Annotated in this window: 23 protein-coding genes; 8 read left to right on the forward strand and 15 right to left on the reverse strand. The window is 58.6% G+C overall.

Translation table 11 applies throughout. From position 1 onward, the window contains the following. Positions 1 to 49: 49 nt before the first annotated feature. Positions 50 to 565, reverse strand: a complete 516-nt coding sequence (uraD, locus tag AD663_RS06650) for a 2-oxo-4-hydroxy-4-carboxy-5-ureidoimidazoline decarboxylase (RefSeq protein ID WP_053213465.1) — start codon at positions 563 to 565, stop codon at positions 50 to 52. Next, entirely contained in the window at positions 562 to 1,503 is a 942-nt protein-coding gene (gene puuE / locus AD663_RS06655; RefSeq protein WP_003179129.1) for an allantoinase PuuE, read from the reverse strand. The genes uraD and puuE overlap by 4 nt, the downstream gene beginning before the upstream one ends. Before the next feature lie 415 nt (positions 1,504 to 1,918). Between puuE and uraH the strand changes: the two genes are divergently transcribed. After that, positions 1,919 to 2,272: a hydroxyisourate hydrolase gene (gene uraH / locus AD663_RS06660; protein ID WP_003179133.1), complete on the forward strand. Its 354-nt coding sequence runs from the start codon at positions 1,919 to 1,921 to the stop codon at positions 2,270 to 2,272. Between the two features lie 196 nt (positions 2,273 to 2,468). On the opposite strand, the gene AD663_RS06665 is transcribed toward uraH, so the two are convergent. The 3 genes from AD663_RS06665 to AD663_RS06675 all read right to left on the reverse strand — a co-directional run bounded on the left by AD663_RS06665 (position 2,469) and on the right by AD663_RS06675 (position 5,274). Beyond that, positions 2,469 to 3,095 carry a LysE family translocator gene (locus tag AD663_RS06665; protein ID WP_003179136.1) on the reverse strand — a complete coding sequence of 209 codons (627 nt, stop codon included), beginning with the start codon at positions 3,093 to 3,095 and terminating at the stop codon, positions 2,469 to 2,471. 63 nt (positions 3,096 to 3,158) lie between these two features. After that, positions 3,159 to 4,508, reverse strand: coding sequence for an NCS2 family permease (locus AD663_RS06670; RefSeq protein WP_003179139.1), 1,350 nt, complete (start codon positions 4,506 to 4,508; stop codon positions 3,159 to 3,161). A gap of 328 nt (positions 4,509 to 4,836) precedes the next feature. After that, complete coding sequence (locus AD663_RS06675; RefSeq protein WP_003179141.1) at positions 4,837 to 5,274, reverse strand: MarR family winged helix-turn-helix transcriptional regulator; 438 nt, start codon at positions 5,272 to 5,274, stop codon at positions 4,837 to 4,839. Positions 5,275 to 5,355: 81 nt separating this feature from the next. Here AD663_RS06675 and AD663_RS06680 point away from each other — a divergent pair, with 81 nt between their 5' ends. Next, positions 5,356 to 6,522, forward strand: coding sequence for a PLP-dependent aminotransferase family protein (locus AD663_RS06680; protein ID WP_003179143.1), 1,167 nt, complete (start codon positions 5,356 to 5,358; stop codon positions 6,520 to 6,522). A gap of 148 nt (positions 6,523 to 6,670) precedes the next feature. Here AD663_RS06680 and AD663_RS06685 read toward each other — a convergent pair whose 3' ends face one another. Further along, positions 6,671 to 7,042: a glutathione S-transferase N-terminal domain-containing protein gene (locus AD663_RS06685; RefSeq protein ID WP_003179146.1), complete on the reverse strand. Its 372-nt coding sequence runs from the start codon at positions 7,040 to 7,042 to the stop codon at positions 6,671 to 6,673. 102 nt (positions 7,043 to 7,144) lie between these two features. Continuing rightward, positions 7,145 to 7,690 carry a GTP cyclohydrolase I FolE gene (gene folE, locus AD663_RS06690; RefSeq protein WP_003179148.1) on the reverse strand — a complete coding sequence of 182 codons (546 nt, stop codon included), beginning with the start codon at positions 7,688 to 7,690 and terminating at the stop codon, positions 7,145 to 7,147. A gap of 646 nt (positions 7,691 to 8,336) precedes the next feature. On the opposite strand from folE, the gene AD663_RS28215 reads away from it, so the two are divergent. Then, positions 8,337 to 8,708: a glyoxalase superfamily protein gene (locus AD663_RS28215; protein ID WP_083455112.1), complete on the forward strand. Its 372-nt coding sequence runs from the start codon at positions 8,337 to 8,339 to the stop codon at positions 8,706 to 8,708. Between the two features lie 28 nt (positions 8,709 to 8,736). On the opposite strand, the gene AD663_RS06695 is transcribed toward AD663_RS28215, so the two are convergent. The 5 genes from AD663_RS06695 to AD663_RS06715 all read right to left on the reverse strand — a co-directional run bounded on the left by AD663_RS06695 (position 8,737) and on the right by AD663_RS06715 (position 12,289). Continuing rightward, positions 8,737 to 9,354 carry a class I SAM-dependent methyltransferase gene (locus tag AD663_RS06695; protein ID WP_053213466.1) on the reverse strand — a complete coding sequence of 206 codons (618 nt, stop codon included), beginning with the start codon at positions 9,352 to 9,354 and terminating at the stop codon, positions 8,737 to 8,739. An 82-nt stretch (positions 9,355 to 9,436) separates the two neighbouring features. Continuing rightward, the gene (locus AD663_RS06700) at positions 9,437 to 10,336 is read right to left on the reverse strand and encodes a DMT family transporter (protein WP_033045943.1); all 900 of its coding nucleotides are present in this window, start codon (positions 10,334 to 10,336) and stop codon (positions 9,437 to 9,439) included. A gap of 291 nt (positions 10,337 to 10,627) precedes the next feature. Then, positions 10,628 to 11,185, reverse strand: coding sequence for a Smr/MutS family protein (locus AD663_RS06705; protein WP_025214971.1), 558 nt, complete (start codon positions 11,183 to 11,185; stop codon positions 10,628 to 10,630). Positions 11,186 to 11,259: 74 nt separating this feature from the next. Then, a complete protein-coding gene (locus AD663_RS06710; RefSeq protein ID WP_003179152.1) occupies positions 11,260 to 11,580 on the reverse strand; it encodes a hypothetical protein in 321 nt (106 codons plus the stop codon). A 118-nt stretch (positions 11,581 to 11,698) separates the two neighbouring features. After that, positions 11,699 to 12,289: a cysteine hydrolase family protein gene (locus tag AD663_RS06715; RefSeq protein ID WP_003179154.1), complete on the reverse strand. Its 591-nt coding sequence runs from the start codon at positions 12,287 to 12,289 to the stop codon at positions 11,699 to 11,701. A gap of 254 nt (positions 12,290 to 12,543) precedes the next feature. Here AD663_RS06715 and prmB point away from each other — a divergent pair, with 254 nt between their 5' ends. Next, positions 12,544 to 13,452, forward strand: coding sequence for a 50S ribosomal protein L3 N(5)-glutamine methyltransferase (gene prmB, locus AD663_RS06720; RefSeq protein ID WP_003179156.1), 909 nt, complete (start codon positions 12,544 to 12,546; stop codon positions 13,450 to 13,452). 194 nt (positions 13,453 to 13,646) lie between these two features. Here prmB and AD663_RS06725 read toward each other — a convergent pair whose 3' ends face one another. Continuing rightward, positions 13,647 to 14,435, reverse strand: coding sequence for a hypothetical protein (locus AD663_RS06725; RefSeq protein ID WP_053213467.1), 789 nt, complete (start codon positions 14,433 to 14,435; stop codon positions 13,647 to 13,649). Positions 14,436 to 14,534: 99 nt separating this feature from the next. Further along, a complete protein-coding gene (locus AD663_RS06730; protein ID WP_003179160.1) occupies positions 14,535 to 15,488 on the reverse strand; it encodes an alpha/beta hydrolase in 954 nt (317 codons plus the stop codon). 142 nt (positions 15,489 to 15,630) lie between these two features. Here AD663_RS06730 and aroC point away from each other — a divergent pair, with 142 nt between their 5' ends. Genes aroC through AD663_RS06745 form a run of 3 tightly spaced genes read left to right on the forward strand, consistent with a single transcriptional unit; the run spans position 15,631 to position 18,482 of the window. Then, on the forward strand, positions 15,631 to 16,722 hold the full coding sequence (aroC, locus tag AD663_RS06735; RefSeq protein WP_053213468.1) for a chorismate synthase: 1,092 nt from the start codon (positions 15,631 to 15,633) through the stop codon (positions 16,720 to 16,722). A gap of 34 nt (positions 16,723 to 16,756) precedes the next feature. Continuing rightward, entirely contained in the window at positions 16,757 to 17,902 is a 1,146-nt protein-coding gene (locus tag AD663_RS06740) for an MFS transporter (protein WP_003179164.1), read from the forward strand. Between the two features lie 34 nt (positions 17,903 to 17,936). Beyond that, positions 17,937 to 18,482, forward strand: coding sequence for an acireductone dioxygenase (locus AD663_RS06745; RefSeq protein ID WP_003179165.1), 546 nt, complete (start codon positions 17,937 to 17,939; stop codon positions 18,480 to 18,482). A 143-nt stretch (positions 18,483 to 18,625) separates the two neighbouring features. Here AD663_RS06745 and AD663_RS06750 read toward each other — a convergent pair whose 3' ends face one another. Continuing rightward, a complete protein-coding gene (locus tag AD663_RS06750) occupies positions 18,626 to 18,904 on the reverse strand; it encodes a DUF3509 domain-containing protein (RefSeq protein ID WP_003179167.1) in 279 nt (92 codons plus the stop codon). Positions 18,905 to 19,257: 353 nt separating this feature from the next. On the opposite strand from AD663_RS06750, the gene AD663_RS06755 reads away from it, so the two are divergent. After that, positions 19,258 to 21,084 (forward strand): long-chain-acyl-CoA synthetase, encoded by a 1,827-nt coding sequence (locus AD663_RS06755; RefSeq protein WP_003179169.1) that lies wholly within the window; start codon positions 19,258 to 19,260, stop codon positions 21,082 to 21,084. Positions 21,085 to 21,162 lie beyond the last annotated feature (78 nt).

Below are 21,162 nucleotides of genomic sequence, written 5' to 3' on the forward strand. Positions count from 1 at the left end.
TGTCTGCCTTTAAATAAGTTGGCTGGGGATGCTTGCAGCAGGCTGCTCGCTAAAGGGTCAGTAGTCGGAACAACGCGATTTTGTTGATCTCTGCCAGCGCGCATTTGAATTCGGTGTCGATCGAATGATGGATGCGCGTTTCGAACGCCGCGAGGATCTGGTGCCGGTTGCTGCCTTTTACCGCCATGATGAAGGGAAACTTGAACTTGGCTTTGTAGGCCTCGTTCAGCTCGGTGAAGCGCTGAAACTCTTCGGCCGTGCATTGGTGAATACCGGCGCCTGCCTGTTCGTTCGTGCTGGCTTCGGTCAGTTGGCCCTGGACGGCCGCTTTGCCGGCCAGGTCCGGGTGAGCGTTGATCAAGGCCAGTTGGCTGGCGTGATCGGCACTCAACAGGATATCGCTCATGCGCTGATGCAGGGTTTCGACCTGGTCGATCGACGAATCCTGGCCCAGCTCGAAAGCCTTTTCGGCCACCCATGGCGAATGTTCGTAGATATCGGCGAAGGCCTTGACGAAGGCTTCGCGGCTCAGGGTGGAGGGCTTGAGGGTTTGGAACGCAGTCATTTCGACGCTCCCGCTTTTAGAGCCTGCGGGCAGGGATGGGTCTGCTGCCAATGGCGGGCGATGTCGACGCGCCGGGCGAACCAGACCTGCTCGTGGCCCTTGGCGTATTCGAGGAAGCGCTTGAGCGAGGCGAGGCGGGCAGGGCGGCCGATCAGGCGGCAGTGCAAGCCGATGGAGAGCATTTTCGGTGCCTCGCTGCCTTCGGCATACAGCACGTCGAAAGCATCCTTGAGGTATTGGAAGAAATCGTCTCCGTTGTTGAAACCCTGCACCTGGGTGAAGCGCATGTCATTGGTGTCCAGCGTGTACGGGATCACCAGATGCGGCTTGCCGTGGGGAGTGTTCGGTTCCCAGTAGGGCAGGTCGTCGTCATAGGTGTCGCTGTCATAGAGAAAGCCACCTTCTTCCATCACCAGCCGACGGGTGTTGGGGCCGGTGCGGCCGGTGTACCAGCCCAGCGGCCGCTCGCCGGTGATTTCGGTCAGGATGCGGATTGCTTCGAGCATGTGCTCGCGTTCCTGGGCTTCATCCATGTATTGGTAGTCGATCCAGCGATAACCGTGGCTGCAGATTTCATGTCCAGCGGCGACCATCGCACGAATCGCGTCCGGATGGCGCTGGGCGGCCATGGCCACGGCGAAGATGGTCAGCGGGATGTCGAATTCCTTGAACAGCTTGAGGACACGCCAGACACCGGCACGGCTGCCATACTCGTACAACGATTCCATGCTCATGTTGCGCTCGCCTTGCAGCGGTTGCGCCGCGACCATCTCCGAGAGGAACGCTTCGGATTCCTTGTCGCCGTGCAGAATGTTGCGTTCGCCGCCTTCTTCGTAATTGAGTACGAAGGACAGGGCGATGCGGGCGTTGCCCGGCCACTGGGCGTGGGGAGCGTTATTGCCGTAACCGATCAGGTCGCGTGGGTAGTCAGCGCTCACTGCAGTCTTCCTTCTTGTTCGAACCATGTGGGTGGCGCCCTGATGATGAATCACAGGCTGGCGTCACGACGATGGAGTGATTGTATACAACTTTATGCGCGATTTGTAAGCCCGTTTTTTTGCATTTTTCATCGAGTCCCCTGGTTTGTCTACACTGCAAGAAACCTGCCTACTTGGTCAATTAATCGCTACTGGAGCAGCGTATCCTTTGGTTTGGCTTGAAGTTGGGGCAGGGGCGCAATTGAACATGATGCGAGCAAAATATCTTCTTTTTATTGTGTACAATTTTTATGTAAAGTGTCTTAATTCATCCATCGCCGCAGCGTTTGATGCTCCGAAACGGTGCGGCTTGTCTTTCAACTGATTCTAAGGAGGCGCCGTGCCGGGCTGCACCGCAGCGAGGCGCGCACAATCGATGGGACGTTTGACTACTCACGTTTTGGACGCAGCCCACGGCTGCCCGGGCAGTGCGATCAAGATCGAGCTGTACCGCGTTGAAGGATCACACCTGCACTTGGTCGCCAGCGCGCAGACCAACAGCGACGGCCGCTGCGATGCGCCATTGCTGCAAGGGGATGACTATCGATCGGGGGTCTATCAGTTGCAATTCCATGCGGGCGATTACTACCGTGCCCGAGGTGTGCAACTGCCCGAGCCGGCATTCCTGGATGTGGTGGTGCTGCGCTTCGGCATTTCGGCCGAGCAGGAGCATTACCACGTGCCCCTGTTGATTTCGCCTTACGCCTATTCAACCTATCGAGGCAGTTGATCCCCCAAGCTGCTGCCTTGTCCTGGAAGCGACTGCGCATAGAGCTTCCCTGGTTTTCGCCCGCTCACACTGCGGGCTTTTTTTTGCTTGTCGATATGTGTTGTCTGGAAGGGCGCCTTCGCGAGCAAGCCCGCTCCCACATTTGAAATGCATTCCAATTGTGGGAGCGGGCTTGCTCGCGAAGCTTTTGTTTTTCTTAGCGACTCAGCAACGAAGCCGCCCCCGCGCTACCGAACAACCCGGCACTGACCCGGTTGAACCAGCTCTGCCCCTTGCCCGTGCGCAGATATCGAGCCGCGCCGTGGGCGCCGAGCCCGTAGGCCAGCTTGCACAGTAGGTCGAGCACGGTCCAAGTGGCGATCATGATCAGCAACTGCGGCAGGAACGGTTGCTCGGCACTCAGGAATTGCGGCAGGAAAGCGGCAAAAAAAAGAATGTCCTTCGGGTTGCTGGCGCCCAGCACGAAGGCCCGGCCAAACAGTGCGCGAAAGCGCGGCACGGCGGCGGCCTGGGGCACTTCGGCGCCTTGGGCCGGCTGGCGCGATTGCTGCCAGCTCTGCCAGGCCAGGTAGAACAGGTACAGCGCACCGACGATTTTCAGGGCGCTGAACAACTGTTCCGAGGCCATCAACAACGCACCAAGCCCCAGCGCCGAAGCGCTCAACAGGCAAATGGAGGCAATCACTCCGCCCAGGAATGCCGGGTATGAGCGGCGCAGGCCGTAGTTCAGGCTGTTGCCGATCATCAACAGCGACAGCGGGCCGGGAATGAGGATCACCACCAGCGCGGCGCCGCTGAACAACAGCCAGGTTTCCAGGTTCATTGCTTTTGCTCCTGATGTACAAAAGCCTCACCCAAGGGGTGAGGCGGGTGGATACGGTATCGCTTACAAAAAGATGAACTTGGCGATGAAGATCGCACAGAGCACCCACAAGCTGACGGAAATTTCCTTGTGTTTACCGGTGCCTGCCTTGAGTACCACGTAGGTGATGAAACCCAGGGCGATACCATCGGCGACCGAAAAGGTCAGGGGCATCATGATGGCCGTGACGATGGCCGGGATGCTGTCGGTCGCTTCGTCCCAGTCGATATGGGCCATACCGCCCATCATCAGCATGGCAACGTAGATCAAGGCGCCGGCCGTGGCATAGGCCGGAATCATCCCGGCCAGCGGTGCGAAGAACATGGCGGCAATAAATAACACACCGACGGTCACGGCGGTAAGCCCCGTCCGGCCACCCGCTGCCACACCGGCGGCGCTTTCCACGTAGCTGGTCACGGGAGGCACACCGACCATTGCGCCGAAGACGCTGGAGGCGCTGTCGGCTTTCAATGCGCGGGAGAGGTTTTCGATCTTGCCGTCGGCTTTCACCAGCCCGGCGCGCTGGGCAACGCCCATCAGGGTGCCGGCGGTGTCGAACATGTGCACGAACAGGAAGGCCAGCACCACGCTGATCATGCTGACATTGAACACGCCGGCCACGTCCATGGCCATCCAGGTGGGTGCCAGGCTCGGCGGCGTGGACATGACGCCGTTGTACTGCACCAGTCCCAGGCCCCAGCCGGCCAGCGTCACGGCGATGATGCTGATCAGGATCGCACCGAACACCCGGTGGTAACTGAGCACCGCGATCATCAGGAAACACACGGCGGCCAGCAACGGCCCAGGTTCACGCAGCGAACCGAGCTTGATCAACGTGGCAGGGCTGTCGACGATGATCCCGGCTGTCTTCAAACCGATCAACCCGAGGAACAAACCGACCCCCGCACCCATGGCGAAGCGCAGGCTCACCGGAATGCTATTGAGCAGCCATTCGCGGATTCGCGACAAGGTCAGGACCATGAACAGCACGCCGGAAACGAACACCGCGCCCAACGCGGTTTCCCAGTTGTAGCCCATGGTGCCGACCACGGTGTAGGTAAAGAAGGCGTTCAGGCCCATGCCCGGCGCCAGACCCACCGGCCAGTTGGCGTACAGGCCCATCAACAGACAACCCAAGGCAGCGGCGATGCAGGTGGCGACAAAGGCAGCGCCATGGTCGATGCCGGCGTCGGCCATGATGTTGGGATTGACGAAAATGATGTAGGCCATGGTGATGAAGGTCGTCAGACCGGCAATCAGCTCGGTCTTCACCGTGGTGCCATGCAAGCTGAGTTTGAAGATGCGCTCCAGCCAACCACTGCGTAATGGCGGCGAGAGATCCAGCGTCTGGGCGTCGGGTTTGCGGCTTTCCACAGCGAGTACTCCTCAAGAGTTTTATTGTTATTTCCAGCTACGCAGGCCCTGAGGGTGGTTGCGCAGCGTTGAGGCAGGTAAGGCTGGCGACGTTTGTTGACCTATTGGTCAGGAACTCGCACGAAGCGAATTATGCTTTTGTATACAAATAAAGCAAATAATGTTTTCTGTTTTGTCGACGAAATGTTTGGCGATCGGGGTATATCGCCCTTGCGGGCGCTATCGCGAGCAGGCTCGCACACAGTGGAATGCGTTGAATATAAATTTTGTAGGCGGCCACGGCCCCGTGGGAGCGAGCCTGCTCGCGATAGCGTCGGATCAGACACCTTCAGTCGCTAGATTTCCCCAGGGCCAGATTCACCGCCAACCACCCACTCACCGCTTCCTCCCCAGCCTCGGCAAACACCCGCTCCAGCAACTTCACTTGCTCACGGCGCAACGCCTGCTCGAACCGCTCCCCCTCAGCCGTCAACGCCAGCAGCCGCTTGCGCTTGTCCGTCTCGGACGCAACGCTGTCCACCAAGTGCATTTCCATCAACTGGCGCAACGGCATGTTCAGCGCTTGCTTGCTCACCCCGAGGACCGCCAGCAGCTCTTTCACACTCAGGGATGGGTAACGGGCGATGAAAAAAGCAATGCGCTGATGGACCCGGCTCAAACCCCGGCGCTCGAGCATCTCATCGGCCTTGGCGGTGAACGCCTGATAGCCGAAAAAAAAAGCTTCCATGGCCATTTGCTGAGAGGTCGGGTTTTTAAGGTCAAGCATATTGACGTATCCAGAGAGGTCGGAGTAATTTCGGTCAACTAGTTTGACTCATTTTTCCAGCGACCCGCTACAGGTGACCCTATGGCTTTTTCCGAACGTGTCTCGCGCCTCAAAAGTTCGTTGATTCGAGAAATTCTCGCTGCTGCGCAACGTCCTGAGGTGATGTCGTTCGCCGGCGGCCTGCCGGCAGAAGCCATGCTGCCGAAAGTCGAGTGGGCGGATATGCCGGTGTCCATGGGCCAATACGGCATGAGCGAAGGCGAGCCGGCCTTGCGTGAAGCCTTGGCCGCGCAGGCGCGCTCGCTGGGCCTGGCCTGTGAAGCGAATCAGGTGCTAGTGGTCAGCGGCTCCCAGCAGACCCTCGACTTGGCGGCCAAGCTGCACATCGATGTCGGCACTGAAGTGATGCTGGAAGCGCCGACTTACCTGGCAGCGTTGCAGATTTTCCAGCTGTTCGGCGCCGACTGTATCACCGTGGCCCTGGAGGCCGACGGTCCGGACCTTCACCAGTTGCGGGCGCGGCTGGAGCGGCATCGCCCAGCGTTCATCTACCTGATTCCGACGTTCCAGAACCCGTCGGCGGTGCGCTACAGCGAGGCCAAGCGCGATGCGGTGGCGGCGCTGCTGGACGAGTTTGGCGTCACCCTGGTTGAAGACGAACCCTACCGTGAGCTGACATTCGACGGCGGCAGTGCCACCCCGATTACCAGCCGCTTGAAAAAGGCCAGTTGGATCTACACCGGCACCGTGTCGAAAACTCTGTTGCCGGGGCTACGGGTGGGTTACCTGATCGCCAGCCCGGATCTGTTCCCGCACCTGCTGCGGCTCAAGCAATCGGCGGACCTGCACACCAATCGCATCGGCCAATGGCAGGCGTTGCAATGGATCGGCACCGAGCGGTACCGCGATCATTTGAGTGAGTTGAGGGATTTCTACCGGGACCGTCGCGACCGTTTCCAGGCTGCGCTGCACAAGCATTTTGCCGACATCGCGGATTGGAATGTGCCTCAAGGCGGACTGTTTTTCTGGCTGACTCTCAAGCAACCTTTGGACACCCGAACTTTGCTTGCCGCCGCGCTGGCGGTGGACGTTGCGTTCATGCCGGGCGAGCCGTTCTTCCCGGAACCGGACAAGCACCCGGGGCACCTGCGCTTGAACTTCAGCCACATCGATCCAGCGCGGCTGGATGAAGGGCTCGAGCGGTTGGCGGGGGTGGTGCGGGAGGCTTTGGCTGCGAAAGCGGCTTGATCCTAGGATTTGAAATGATTGTGCTGGCCCCTTCGCGAGCAAGCTCGCTCCCACAGGGTTCGGTGTTGAATACAGATTTTGTGTTCAGCAATGCCCACTGTGGGAGTGGGCTTGCTCGCGAAGAGGCCTTAAAGCACAACAGAAACCATCAAACCGCCGAAAAACGCTTATCCAGATAATCAATGATCACCTTGGACTCATACATCCAAGTGGTCTGGCCATTCTCTTCGATGCGCAGGCACGGCACTTTGATCCTGCCACCTTGCTCCAGCAGCGTCTGGCGATCCTGCTCGTTGTTTTTCGCATCGCGCAGGGCCAGGGGGACATTGAGACGACGCAGGGTGCGGCGGGTCTTCACGCAGAACGGGCAGGCGTGAAATTGGTACAGCGTCAGGCTGCGGGCCGCTTGGTCAACGTGCGCCTGAGCCTCGGCCGGGCGCTGTTTCTTGCCAGGACGGGTGATGAAGTCGATGAAGATGATGAGCTGGCCCAGGCCAACTCGAAGCGCTTTGACGATCACGGTGTAAGCCTCGCGGCAAGGAGGAAGAGGGCGCGCAGCTTACCCGATTTTTCACAGGCGAAAAAAAACCGGCGATCGACGCCGGTTTTTTTATGCTGCCGATTACTTGATGAGGCTGAGGAATTCCATGCGTGTCGCCGCATTTGCGCGAAATTCACCGAGCATCACCGACGTGATCATCGAAGAGTTCTGCTTTTCCACACCGCGCATCATCATGCACATGTGCTTGGCCTCGATCACCACCGCCACGCCCAGGGCACCAGTCACCTGTTGGACCGCGTCGGCGATCTGGCGGCTGAGGTTCTCCTGGATCTGCAGGCGACGTGCGTACATGTCGACGATACGCGCGACTTTCGACAGCCCCAGCACCTTGCCACTCGGGATGTAGGCCACATGGGCCTTGCCGATGAAAGGCAGCAGGTGATGTTCGCACAACGAGTACAACTCGATGTCCTTGACCAGCACCATCTCGCTGTTGTCGGAGCTGAACAAGGCACCATTGGTGACTTCTTCCAGCGTCTGTTCATAACCGCGGCAGAGGTACTGCATGGCCTTGGCAGCACGCTTGGGCGTGTCGAGCAGGCCCTCGCGGGAAACGTCCTCGCCCAGTTGGCCGAGAATCGCGGTGTAATTCTGTTCCAGTGTCACGGAGGCTGATTCCATAAGGGTTTCAGGAGGGTACTGATTCTGCTTGTACCTATTTTGTACCAAATCGGGCTTTTCGAGTCTCCGTGTTCGTTCTATCAACGCGAGCGGTTCATCGAGTTTTAGGGTCGGTAGCGATATGGGGTGCCGTGACCAAGCCGAAAGGCAATAAATGCAGGGTTTGTTCCCGCCATGGAAGCGCATGGTAGCGTATGTGTGTCGGCAGTTGTATGGCCGAGCGGCGCGAATCCGCAAATTCGTGACCATGGGTCGTCGGGTTCAGGAGGTCAACCCTGGGCGGCGCCCTCTGCCTCGTAGAGTGTGGCTGCGGTCATCCATAACACCAAGCCTTAACTGCACGGGCAGATGGACGAGACAGGGTTTTTCTTTTGCGTAAGCGTAGGCATGCGTCTATGTAATGGGTAAGACGTATTTAATGTGTCTCGAATATGTCGGCAGGCTAGACTCGTGTCAGAAATTTTGCAGCGTTATAGGGTGCTTATCGTCAAGCCGTGCGTTGGCAGGCATTAGATGACTCGCTCTTGTCGGGCGACGACTCTGTGTGGATACACTGCTTTTTATAAGGGCTTGACCGATAAAATCGACGGCTGTATTTTTACAGGGATTCAACTAATCGGGTAATGCAAGCATGGAGCTATCAAACGCAATTCCGGTATTTAGGATATCCTCTGAAAAGTTAGCCCGCGAATATTATGTGGGTGGCTTGGGTTTTTCGATAGATTGGCAGCATCGGCAGAATAATTATCCAGCCTATCTCCAGGTCAGTCGGGGCGCAGTTGTGCTCCACTTGACGGAGCATGAGGGTGATGCGGAGCCAGGGGCAACGGTATTGATCCCGATCAACTTCAGCGAAATAGATAACTTGCACGCTGAATTGAAGGGGCGGCTACCCGCTAATAAAATATCGCTTTTGGCTTCAAGCCAGAGTCATGTGCTGCAGATAGATGATCCCTTTGGCAACCATATAAGATTTGTCAGTCGCGCCTCCAGTGATGACTGAAATGCTGCAGCGAAAGCTGCAGCTTTTCTTATTTCAGTACCTTCCGCGCTACAAAAACGGCCCTGCGATTATGAAGCGAGGCTAACGAATAGGTCACATGGAACGCGGTTAAGAGTCTGCTGGTCGCCTCAATATGGGTTTGAACCCATGCATAATCTTCAATACATTCAAAAATCAACAGGCCGTTGTCGTTGCATAAAGACCAGGCTTTTTGAAATAGATCGGCAAACGATCGGCTGTCTTTGTTCGAATAGCCAAATCCGATACCAGCCCATACGACGCAGGGATATTGGGGTAACTGCAGGGTTTCACTTCGAATATCGCCAACGCTAAACTCGGTGCGTTCGTAGTGGCCGTATGTCGCTCGTGCATCCAGGATGGCATGGGGGGAAATATCTATACCGTGGTAAGCCCTGTTGCGGTTAATAGCGCCTCTGAGGCCGCCGACATAGCAACCAATATCGAGGATCTGTTCGCAATCATATTGTTCTATCAGGCCTGATATAACCGAGTAGCGAGCCGCCAGGGTGCTGTCGGACAGGTATCCGTAGGCACCTTTGGTGTGCGCCTCATCTTGGCGCTCCGGATCAGCGGTAAGAGCTTCCCGCTCATCATCTGAAAGGTTTTCTTTCTCTGTGATGCTCATTACCTTCTCCATGGTTTGATAGTTGATACGCGAAATCGTGACGTGTACAGAAAGGTTAACCCGTCCCTTTATTTGCCCGAAGTCATGTGGCTTCTTGAGGAAGACTATTTACTTTTTTACGATCCTTTTCAGGTGATAATTGAGCGAGAAGGGTGCCTGTTAATATCAATGCACAACCTATGCTCGCCTTGAGGGTTAGCGTTTCATTGAGAATCAGCCATCCTGCAAAGGCGGCAAACACTGCTTCAATACTTAGGATAATTGCACTGTGGGTCGCTTTGATGTGCCGTTGCGCAAGTATCTGTAGCGTAAAACCAATGGCAACGGACAGTACGCTGCCATAGAAAAGAGGGATGCCGGCATTAGACACGCTGTCGAGTGAAATCGGTTCGCTCACAATGGCGATGGCCAGTGAAAGCACAGCGCATGTTCCAGACTGGACGAGGGCCAGTCTAATGGATGGCAGCCGATGGCCAAATGTCGACAAAGCGATCAGTTGAAATGCCCAAAAGAATGCACTAGCCAATGTCAATAGGTCGCCGGGGTTAATATCGAAGCTTCCATGGATGCTAAGTAAATACAGGCCCGCTGTGGCCATTACTATGCCCGTCCAAACCCCGCTAGAATATCTATGGCCAAAAAAACTGCATAGAATGGGTACTAACGCAACGTACAGCCCAGTGATAAATCCCGTATTCGCTACTGTGGCATATTTAAGCGCTATTTGTTGCAGATTTATACCGCCAAAGAGTATGAGTCCGATGACGATTCCGGCTGACCAATCCTTCCATGACAGCGTGCGTGTATTATTCTCAAAAAAAACAAGCGGGAGTATAAGCAAGGTGCCTAAAGCGAAGCGTATTCCCGTGAACCAGAATGGCCCGATTGAACTCATTCCTATTTTTTGTGGAACAAACGCACAACCCCAAATAATGGCTGCAATCAGCAGCAATAAATTTGACATCATAACTTTTCTGTCCATAGAACCATGCTGTCATCTAGCGAGAGGAAGCCGATTATAAGTAGAAGCTTCTTATCGTCAAATGAATGGTTTCAGCAAATTTTATGACTTTTAAAGCAAGCGTGAAAAAATTACTGAAAAAACAACAGATTGGATCCAATTTTTGGATTTATATTTTTTTAGCATAAGATTATGGAAAACATCGACTTTCGATGCCCGAAACCGAGCTCAGACGGCCAGGAACCAACCTCTTGTTTCCCCTGAAGCCCGGCAAGGGCAGGGTTGCCTAATGCTAAACCGGTCAGTTGACGTTTACTCGTCGCGGCCTTCCATCATGGTGCGCTTGAGCATCACATAGACCGCTCCGGCTCCGCCGTGTTTCGCCTGGCAGGAGGTGAAGCCCAACACTTGCGGGTGCTGGCGCAGCCAGGTGTTGACGTGGCTCTTGATCATTGGACGCTTGCCGTCCAGTCGCACGGCTTTGCCATGGGTGACGCGCACGCAGCGAATTTCGAACTTGGTGGCTTCGGCCAGGAACGCCCAAAGGGTTTCCCGGGCTTTTTCGACGGTCATGCCGTGCAGGTCGAGGCTGCCTTCGAAAGGGATCTGGCCGACCTTCAGCTTGCGCATCTGGCTTTCCTGCACGCCATCGCGCGCCCACATCAGCTCGTCTTCAGGACCTACGTCAATCACGAATTGATCGGACAAGCCGTCCACGGTCGTGGCGTCGGTGCGCACGGTGGCGGCCTGGCGCAGCTTGGCGATCTGTGCGCGATCGGCTTTGGGTTTGCCGGTCTCGGCACGATCGTGCTTGATCGGTTTTACGCCCTGGATCGCACTCTTGAACAGGGAAAAGTCGTCGTCTTGCATGTCAGCCTCCGCGAAGGCCGGCCAGTTTACCCAAGTCCGACGGGATCAGGCGCGACAAAACGTCGGAAGGCGGGTCAGTCGTGCTTTTTCATCAGGTGCGGAGCCATGGCCAGCTCCAGGGATTGGCGGGCGCGACGGCGGCAGCGACGCCAGAGCCAGACGCCCAGCAACAGGACCAGAAGCCCGACGGCCAGGATGATCGCCGACCCCAGCGGGGTGGCATTCAGATCGCCCAGGGCAGGCGGGCGTCCCAGCAGGCTGGCCGCACCGGCCATCGCCAGCAGTACGCCGAGCGTCGCCAGGAGCGCAGCGATTGCCGCGCCAAAACGAAACCGCCAGTTGCTCTGGCCCTTAGGCCGCAAGCGACGTGCGTCAAAACCATCGGATAACTTCATTCCGACCTTCCTCAATGGGTATCGGCCCTTCGACCGGAAGATGCTTGGGTTGTTCCTGAGGCCAGGGCAAATGAGAGGCTTTACGGATGAGCGGAGCAACAGCCGCTCATCAGGGGCATCAAGTGAAGTCGCGAGTCAGGGCCAGGGTGGCGAAGTTGTCCGCCATGATTGCCATTTCGGTCTGGTGCACATGTTCGGCGCTGAGCACGCCGCCCTTGTGCGGCAGGTCGCGGGTGGCGCAGGCATCCTCTACCAGGGTGCAGCGAAAGCCCAGGTTCTTGGCCGCTCGCACGGTGGTGCTGACGCTGGAATGGCTCATGAACCCGCAAACGATCAGGTCCAGCGGCCCGAGGTCTTCCAGGCGTTTCTTCAGCTCGGTGCCATGAAAGGCACTGGGCAACAGTTTTTCGATAACCGTTTCGTCGCCCTGGGGTTCGAGCCCTGGAATGAATTCCCCGCGCTCGCCCTGTGGATCGAACAGCCCGCCATGGGTGCCCAAGTGGCGCACATGCACGATCGGCCGTCCGGCTGCACGGGCCGCGCCGAGCAATTGCTTGATGTTCGCGACGGCTGCATCCATGCCACTCAGGGCCAGGGGGCCGGCGAGGTATTCTTTCTGGGCATCGATGATGATGAGGGTCGCTTGACTCAGATTGGCCGCCGCGTAACCACGGCCGCTGAGTTGAAACATCGTTTTTGGAACGGACATTCTGGGGCTCCTTCGAGTGGGGCTTTTGCGACATTCTCCTCTGGCTGAGCGGTTCTGTGAATCGCTTCCATCGCAAGGGCCGCCGTTGCTGGCCTACAGCCTTGTCAATATGTTCATCTTGTTCAATAGGCGACGCAAAAAACGGATGAATCCTACGTTTGGCCAGGCGCTTTTCTTTCGTCCTTGCGCCGCGTTTTGGTGGGATCGCGATTGGCTGGTAGACTCGCCCGTCGATTTTTCTGGAGTTTGCCGCCGTGATCACTTCCCGCCTTCGTACCCTGCGCGACCATATTCGTTGGGCCGTCAGTCGTTTCCATGGGGAGGATCTGTTTTTCGGCCATGGCACCGACAATGCGTGGGATGAAGCCCGTCAACTGGTGTTGGGCGCACTGCACCTGCCATGGGAAATTGCCGACAGCTACCTGGACTGCCGTCTCGAAGACGAGGAACTGGTCCATGTGCAGCGGCTGCTGCGCCGGCGCATTGCAGAGCGTATCCCGACTGCTTACTTGCTGGGCGAAGCCTGGTTCTGTGGGATGTCGTTCATCGTCGACGAACGTGTGCTGATTCCGCGTTCGCCCATTGGTGAGCTGATCGAAAAACGCTTTGAGCCGTGGTTGGGCCAGGCGCCTGCGCGGATTCTCGACCTGTGCACCGGTTCCGGTTGCATCGGCATCGCTTGTGCCTACGAATTCCCCGAAGCTGAAGTGGTGCTGGCCGATCTGTCGTTCGAGGCGCTGGAGGTGGCCAACCAAAACATCGAGCGCCACGGCGTCGATGAGCGCGTGTTCACTGTCCAGGGCGATGGTTTCGAGGGGCTGCCAGGGCAACGTTTCGACCTCATCGTGTCGAACCCGCCCTACGTCGATGCGGAAGATTTCGCCGACATGCCGGCGGAATACCAGCACGAGCCGGAGCTGGGCCTGGCCTGTGGCGACGATGGCTTGAACCTGGTGCGCCGGATGCTCGCCGAGGCGGCCGATCATCTGACCGAGAAAGGGTTGTTGATTGTCGAGGTGGGTAACAGTCAGGTACACGTCGAGGCACTGTACCCGGAAGTCGATTTTGCCTGGCTGGACTTCGAACGCGGCGGTCATGGTGTGTTCATGCTCAGCGCCGAGCAGTGCCGCCAGCACCAGGCGTTGTTTGTTTCGCGGGTTTGAGCTGATTGATCTGGTGGAACTGTCCTGTTTAGACCGGGAACAGGGTCTTTGTGGCGAGGGGATTTATCCCCGCTGGGGTGCGAAGCGCCCCCGAGAAGGGCTGCGCAATTATTCCGGAAAATCGCATCCGCCGGATTTACGACTGCTGCGCAGCCGAGCGGGAGCAAGCTCCCTCGCCACAGGCCCGTCGGTAATCAGTGACGCGTCGCAATCCAGATCAGCAACCCCGCCTGGAACATGGCGAAAGCCACCAGGCAGGTGATGGTGAAGCGCAGGCCGGTGTCTTCGCGCTTGAACTTGCTGACTTTTTCTTCTTGCTGCTTGAGCTTCACTTCCTGTTCCGCCAGGTTCTGCTCGGCTTGTTGCAGCATTTGTGCGGCTTCAAGGATTGTCACGAACTGCAGCTTCTCGGCGTTCCAGTCTCCCTGTAAATCACCCACCTGTGCTTGCTTGACGCTGCCCTTGAGGTGCTGGGCGTCGGCGTAGACCACTTCGAAACCCTGGGCCTTGAGAAAGCGATCACGGCGCAGGCGGGTGTCTTCGTTGAGCGCGTCCTTGTTGTTCAGATCGGTACCGTCTACCTGGTAGCTCGACCAGCGTTTTTTTGCCCAAGTGATGCCCTGGGCGGCGAGGAAGCGGCCAATACCACGGTTCATCGGCTCCACTTGCAGATTGTCCGGCGAAAAGAACAGGCGTTTTTCGACGTGATCGGCCCAGACGTCCAAGTGATTCTGTTCCTTGCGCACCCGCTGGCCTGGCAGCTGGATGCTCATGCGCAGCAGGCTGCGTTCCTTGCTGTGGCGTTCGGCGTAGCTGAACTCGACAAACCGCAGCGGCCGCGTGCCCGTGGCGCGGTCGGTCTTGAGCGGGGCCAGCCGGAGCATCTTGTGATGTTCAGCCTGCACGTCCGCCCATTGCAGCTCCACCACCGGCGGGGCGGAAGCTTCGGCAGTGGTCTCGGGTGAAGTTTCAGTGTCAGTCATAACGGCAAAATCCTGTCCAGGCCGGCGGGTCGGCAGCCAATGCGCTGTCCGACACCGGTTTATCGGCCGTTTTTGCCAACACTGGAGGGCTAAAATCGGTTATCGAGCAGCAATCGAGTCAATAAAATGCAAGATGCGAGTACTCAGTTCGGCCGCCAGGGGCAGGTTGGGATCCTTGTACGAGGCCAATTGCCGCTTCACGTCGCCGGGCACGATGCGCAGCACATGGTTCATGCCCTCGATCAACACCAATTCGGCATCAGGCTTGGCGGCCTTCAACTGCCGGGCGTCGTCGACGCTGACCTGGATGTCATGGCTGCCCTGGATGATCAGAGCGGGCATCTTCAGCGCAGCAAAGGCCTGGGCTGGGTCCTGGCGGAACAGTGAGATCAGGTACGGCTGTACGCTGGGGCGGAAGATGACTTGCAACGGTGGCGGCACGTTGTCGTCAAGCCGACCGGCCTTGAGGCTGTCGAGCAGTTCGTTGCTGCGCAGCATCAAGGGTGGCGGCAGGCGGCTGCCCAGTTGTTGGCGTAGCACCTGGTCGATGGGGCGGGCGCTGCCGGACAGCGAAATAACCGCGGCTGCATTGGCCTGGGGTGCGGCAAGGCTGGCGATCAATGCCCCTTCGCTGTGGCCCAGCAAGACCAACGGGCCCAGCCGCGGGTCGGCGCCAAGCTTGCGGCTCCAGGCCACCGCGTCGGCCACGTAGGCTTCCACGCTCAGGTTGCGTTCGTCCGGCGTGGCCGCGAGGCTGGCGGCCACGCCGCGTTTGTCATAGCGCACGCTGGCAATGTTGTGTTTGGCCAGTACCCAGGCCAGGCGCTTGAGACTGTCGTTACGCCCGCCATCGGGGTTGTTTCCGTCGCGATCCGTAGGACCTGAGCCGGAAATGATCAGGACAACCGGCACCGGGTTGTCGGACTTGGGCAGCAGCAGGGTGCCGAAAAGCTCACCGTTGCCCGTGTCAAGGCTGATGGGGCGTTGCAACACTGTGGCCTGGGCCAGGCCAGTGAACAGGGTCAGACTCAAGACAAGCAGCTTTAACATCATCACGCCATTAGTTGCGAAGGTGCCGGTTGGACTGGCGGGCACGGATAAGGTTCGAGGATGAACTACGCAGGGAGCCTGCGTATACTGGCGTCCATTACGAATCCAAGGTTGAGTCTCTCAGCGATTTCACGGAGCACCCTGCATGTCCGGCAATACCTACGGCAAGCTGTTCACCGTCACCACCGCGGGCGAAAGCCATGGCCCGGCGTTGGTCGCCATTGTCGACGGCTGTCCGCCCGGCGTGGAGATTTCCCTGGACGATCTGCAACGTGACCTGGACCGCCGCAAGCCCGGCACCAGCCGCCACACCACCCAGCGCCAGGAAGCCGATGAAGTCGAAATCCTCTCCGGCGTGTTCGAAGGGCGCACCACCGGCTGCGCGATTGGCCTGCTGATCCGCAACACCGACCAGAAGTCCAAGGACTACTCGGCAATCAAGGATCTGTTCCGTCCGGCTCACGCCGACTACACCTACCACCACAAATACGGTGAGCGCGACTACCGTGGCGGCGGGCGCAGTTCGGCCCGGGAAACGGCCATGCGCGTGGCAGCGGGGGCAATTGCCAAGAAATACCTGGCCAGCCAGGGCATCGTGATTCGTGGTTACATGAGCCAGTTGGGGCCTATCGAAATCCCGTTCAAGACCTGGGATTCGGTGGAGCAGAACGCGTTTTTCTGCCCCGACCCGGACAAAGTGCCGGAGCTTGAAGCCTACATGGACCAATTGCGCCGGGACCAGGATTCGGTCGGCGCGAAGATTACCGTGGTGGCCGAAGGGGTGATGCCTGGCCTGGGCGAGCCCATCTTCGACCGCCTCGACGCCGAGCTGGCCCACGCCCTGATGAGCATCAACGCCGTGAAAGGCGTCGAGATCGGCGCCGGTTTCGCCTGCGTCGCCCAGCGTGGTACCGAACACCGTGACGAACTGACCCCGCAAGGTTTCCTCAGCAACAACGCTGGCGGCATCCTCGGTGGCATTTCCTCGGGCCAGCCGATTGTTGCCCACCTGGCCTTGAAGCCCACGTCCAGCATCACCACGCCAGGTCGCTCCATCGATATCCATGGCAACGCCGTGGACGTGATTACCAAGGGGCGCCATGACCCGTGCGTCGGCATCCGTGCCACGCCTATCGCCGAAGCGATGATGGCCATTGTGCTGATGGACCACTTGCTGCGCCATCGTGGCCAGAACGCCGACGTGCGGGTCGGCACCCCGGTGTTGGGCCAGCTCTGATGGCTGGCCTGCCGACTGCCGTGGCCTGACGACCATGGCGGCACTGCCGTACTGGCGGCTCTCCAGTTTCTACCTGTTCTATTTCGCGCTGCTCGGTTCGACGGCGCCATTCCTGGCGCTGTATTTCGATCACCTGGGGTTCAACGCGGCGCGCATCGGCGAGCTGGTGGCGATCCCCATGCTGATGCGGTGCGTGGCACCGAACATCTGGGGCTGGTTGGGGGATTACACCGGGCGGCGCCTGGCAATCGTGCGATTCGGTGCGGTCTGCACGCTGCTGGCTTTCTCGCTGATCTTTTTCGATAAAAGCTACGCCTGGCTGGCGATGGTCATGGCGCTGCATGCGTTTTTCTGGCACGCGGTACTGCCTCAGTTCGAGGTCATTACCCTGGCCCATTTAAGCGGGCAGGCCTCGCGCTACAGCCAGATTCGCCTGTGGGGCTCGATTGGCTTCATCATCACGGTGGTCGTGTTGGGGCGGTTGTTCGAATGGCTGAGCCTGGACATCTACCCGGTGGCGCTGGTGCTGATTATGGCCGGCATCGTGCTCGCCAGTTTCTGGGTGCCCAACGCCCAGCCGGTGCAGGGGCCGCGTATCGCGGGGGAAGGTTTCCTGCGGCAACTGCGCAACCCTGGCGTGCTGGCGTTCTACACGTGCGTGGGACTGATGCAGGTCAGTCACGGGCCGTATTACACCTTCCTGACGTTGCACCTCGAGCGACTGGGCTACAGTCGCGGGTTGATCGGCCTGCTGTGGGCCGTCGGCGTGGTGGCGGAGGTCCTGGTTTTCCTGCTGATGAGCCGGATTCTCGCGCGGTTCTCCGTGCGTCGGGTACTGATGGTGAGTTTCCTGCTGGCGGCGTTGCGCTGGCTGTTGTTGGGATCGCTGGCCGAATTCCTCTGGGTGCTGTTGTTTGCCCAGGTGTTGCACGCGGCGACGTTCGGTAGCTTTCACGCTGCCGCCATCCATTTCGTGCAACGCAGCTTCGGTCCGCGCCAACAAGGCCAGGGGCAAGCCCTGTACGCAGCGCTGGCCGGCACCGGCGGAGCCCTGGGCGCGTTGTATTCGGGCTACAGCTGGAATGCCCTGGGCGCCGGCTGGACGTTCAGCCTCGCCAGCCTCGCTGCCTTCGCCGCAGCCGTAATCATTGCGACACGCATGCAAGAGGATCGGCCATGAGCCTTCGAACCGTTAATTTGCTGGAGCCATCGTCATGAGCAGCCTGTCCGTCTACCACGTCTCGAACCCCGAGATCCCGAACAAGGTGTTGACCCACCTCGAAGACATCGCCGCGACACTGGCCGAACAAGGTATTCACTTCGACCGTTGGGACGCGACGACGAAAATCCAGCCTGGTGCCAGCCAGGAGGACATCATCGCGGCCTATCAGGTTCGGATCGATGCGTTGATGACGGAAAGGGGCTACGCCACGGTCGAGGTCATCAGTGTTGATCGTAACCACTCTCAAGCAGCCGAACAGGGAGCAAGCTTTCTTGAGGAATACAGCCATAGCCAGGACGAAGTAAGATTTTTCGTCGCTGGCCGTGGTCTGTTTACCCTGCACCTCGACGACTATGTCTATGCCGTGCTGTGCGAAAAGCACGACCTGATCACGGTACCTGCCGGTACGCGCCACTGGTTCGACATGGGAGAGCACCCGCACTTCATTGCGATCCGTCTGTGCAACGACCCGCAAGGTTGGGGTACAAAAGTCACGGGCGATGACATCGCCAGCCGTTTCCCGCGCCTGGAAGACTGACCCCGTTCCGCGGGGATTTGTGCGATCAGGCTTGATTGCGAAATCACCCGGACGCTTGTGGGAGCGAGCAAGCTCGCTCCCACAAGCGATCAGCGGCTATGCAAATGCAATAGCCGCTGAACATCCGATTGGGAGCGAGGGGTTCAGACGCTGTGGTAAGTCGGCAGGGCAAAGCGATGCTGACTCTGCAGCAGGGTGATCTGTGGCAACTCGCTGGCTTGTTCTGCCAGGTCACGACGGATCGCGCTGATCGCCCAGGACAACTGATCCCCGGCGTGCAATTGAGCGTAGGAAATCGTGCGTTTGAACAGCTTGCCGTCGCTATTGCGCAAGGTCAGCAAAATGCCGCCATCCGGGCGGGGCTGGGTGGTCACTTCGTAGTTGGAAAACAGCGACGCAAATTTCTCTTGAATCATATTCATAGTTGACTGCTCCATGGTGTGGCAAACCGTGGAGGGGTAGTTGCAGTGTCTGTGCCATCGTCGAGCTATGAATAAATTCTTTTAAAATCAGTAGCTTATAATTTGGCGTGATTTTCGCTTTCGTGCATCTTGCATGAACGGCCATCGTGCATCCTGCATTTTGCGTGGTTCTGCGGATTTATTTGGAACCAATCCACCTTCCGGTGCTCACGCTTCGCCTGCCCTGGGCTGTGGATACAAAACATTGCAAAAACCGCATGTACAGCGCCAGAACCGCTGGCGTACTTTCGAGCGAAATCCAGCTGCAGCCCGACAACAAAAACCGAGGCCCACGAGGTCGAACGGGGAGTCACATGAGTCGTACACCCAGCGACGCGATCACCTGGGGCATGATGCTGCGCAAGCTACCCGCCATTGCCAGGACCATTCCCCGGATTGTCCGAGGCATGAAGCTCGCCAACGTCCAGGACCCGACCCAGCCTTGCGGCCTGGGCTGGTGTTTCGAACAGGCCACGCAACGTAATCCCCATGGCCCGGCGCTGTTGTGCGGCGACACGGTGTGGAGTTATGCACAGGTCAACGAGCGGGCCAACCGTATGGCCCATTATTGGGTGGCAGAGGGTATCGGCAAGGGCGACTGCGTGGCGATTTTCATCGAGAATCGGCCACAGCTGTTGATCACCGTGCTGGCAGTGGCGAAAGTCGGCGCGGTCAGCGCGATGCTCAATACGTCGCAAACGGGCGACGCGCTGGTGCATAGCCTGGCCTTGGTCGCGCCTGTCGCGGTGGTGGTTGGGGATGAACGGGTCGCCGCGTTCAACGACGTGCGCGGCCGTACTGCATTACCGGACAACAGGGCCTGGTGGGTGGCGGATCAGGACAGCACCGGTGCTCCGCCAGGCTTCATCGACCTGATGACCAGCAGCAACGATTACCCCCTCGATAACCCGACGTGCAGCCGCCAGGTTTTTTTCAACGACCCATGCTTTTATCTCTATACCTCGGGCACCACCGGGCTGCCCAAGGCCGGGGTGTTTCGGCATGGTCGCTGGATGCGCACCTCCACCAGCTTCGGCCTGATCGCCCTGGACATGCAGCCCGACGACGTCTTGTATTGCACCTTGCCGCTGTATCACGCCACGGGCCTGTGCGTCTGTTGGGGCGCGGCGATCTGTGGCGCATCGGGGTTTGCCATCCGGCGCAAGTTCAGTGCCAGCCAGTTCTGGAGCGATGTGCGCCGTTACCGGGCCAGCACCCTGGGTTATGTCGGCGAGTTGTGCCGCTACCTGGTCGACCAGCCCGCCACTGCCGAAGACCGCCAGCATGGCGTGAAGAAAATGATCGGCAATGGTTTGCGGCCGGGGGCTTGGTCTGCCTTCAAGTCGCGTTTTGGCGTCGACCATGTCTGCGAGCTGTACGCGGCCAGCGACGGCAATATCGGCTTCACCAATATCCTCAACTTTGATAACACCGTCGGCTTTTCCCTGATGGGCTGGGAACTGGTGGATTACGACCATGACAGCGGCATGCCGTTGCGCAACCTGCAAGGGCGCATGCAGAAGGTGCCGAAGGGCCAACCGGGGCTGCTGATGGCGCGAATCGACGACAAGGCGCCGCTGGACGGTTACACCGAGCAGGCCTTGACTGAAAAAACCATTCACCGGGACGTCTTTGCTCCGGGAGATCGTTACTTCAATACCGGGGACCTGCTGCGCAATATTGGCTTCGGTCATGGGCAGTTCGTTGATCGCCTGGGCGACACCTATCGCTGGAAGGGCGAAAACGTTTCCACCACCGAAGTGGAGAACGTACTGCTGCAACATTCGCAGGTGGCCGAGGCGGTGGCCTACGGCGTAGAAATCGCGGGCACCAACGGTCGTGCCGGCATGGCGGCGATCACCCCGGCCGAATCCCTGGCGACCCTGGATTTCAGCGAGCTGTTGCAGTTCCTGCAATGCAAACTGCCCGGTTATGCGGTGCCGCTGTTCCTGCGCATCAAGGTGAAGATGGACACCACCGGCACCTTCAAATACCAGAAGACCCGGCTCAAGGCCGAAGCCTTCGACCCTTGCGTGGCAGGGGACGAACCGATCTACGCCTGGCTACCCGGTAGCCTGACCTACGTGCGGGTAGACCGGCAACTGGCGACCCGGATCCAGGGCGGGCAGTTGCGCTATTGATTGTGGCTATGGCGCGTGCAGAGAAAAAAGGGATGACAGGTCCCTGATCCCTCGGGAAACTAGCCGCTTTGCGAAGAC

The sequence above is a fragment of the Pseudomonas sp. Q12-87 genome, from assembly GCF_001269755.1.
GTDB classification, from domain to species: domain Bacteria; phylum Pseudomonadota; class Gammaproteobacteria; order Pseudomonadales; family Pseudomonadaceae; genus Aquipseudomonas; species Aquipseudomonas fluorescens_S.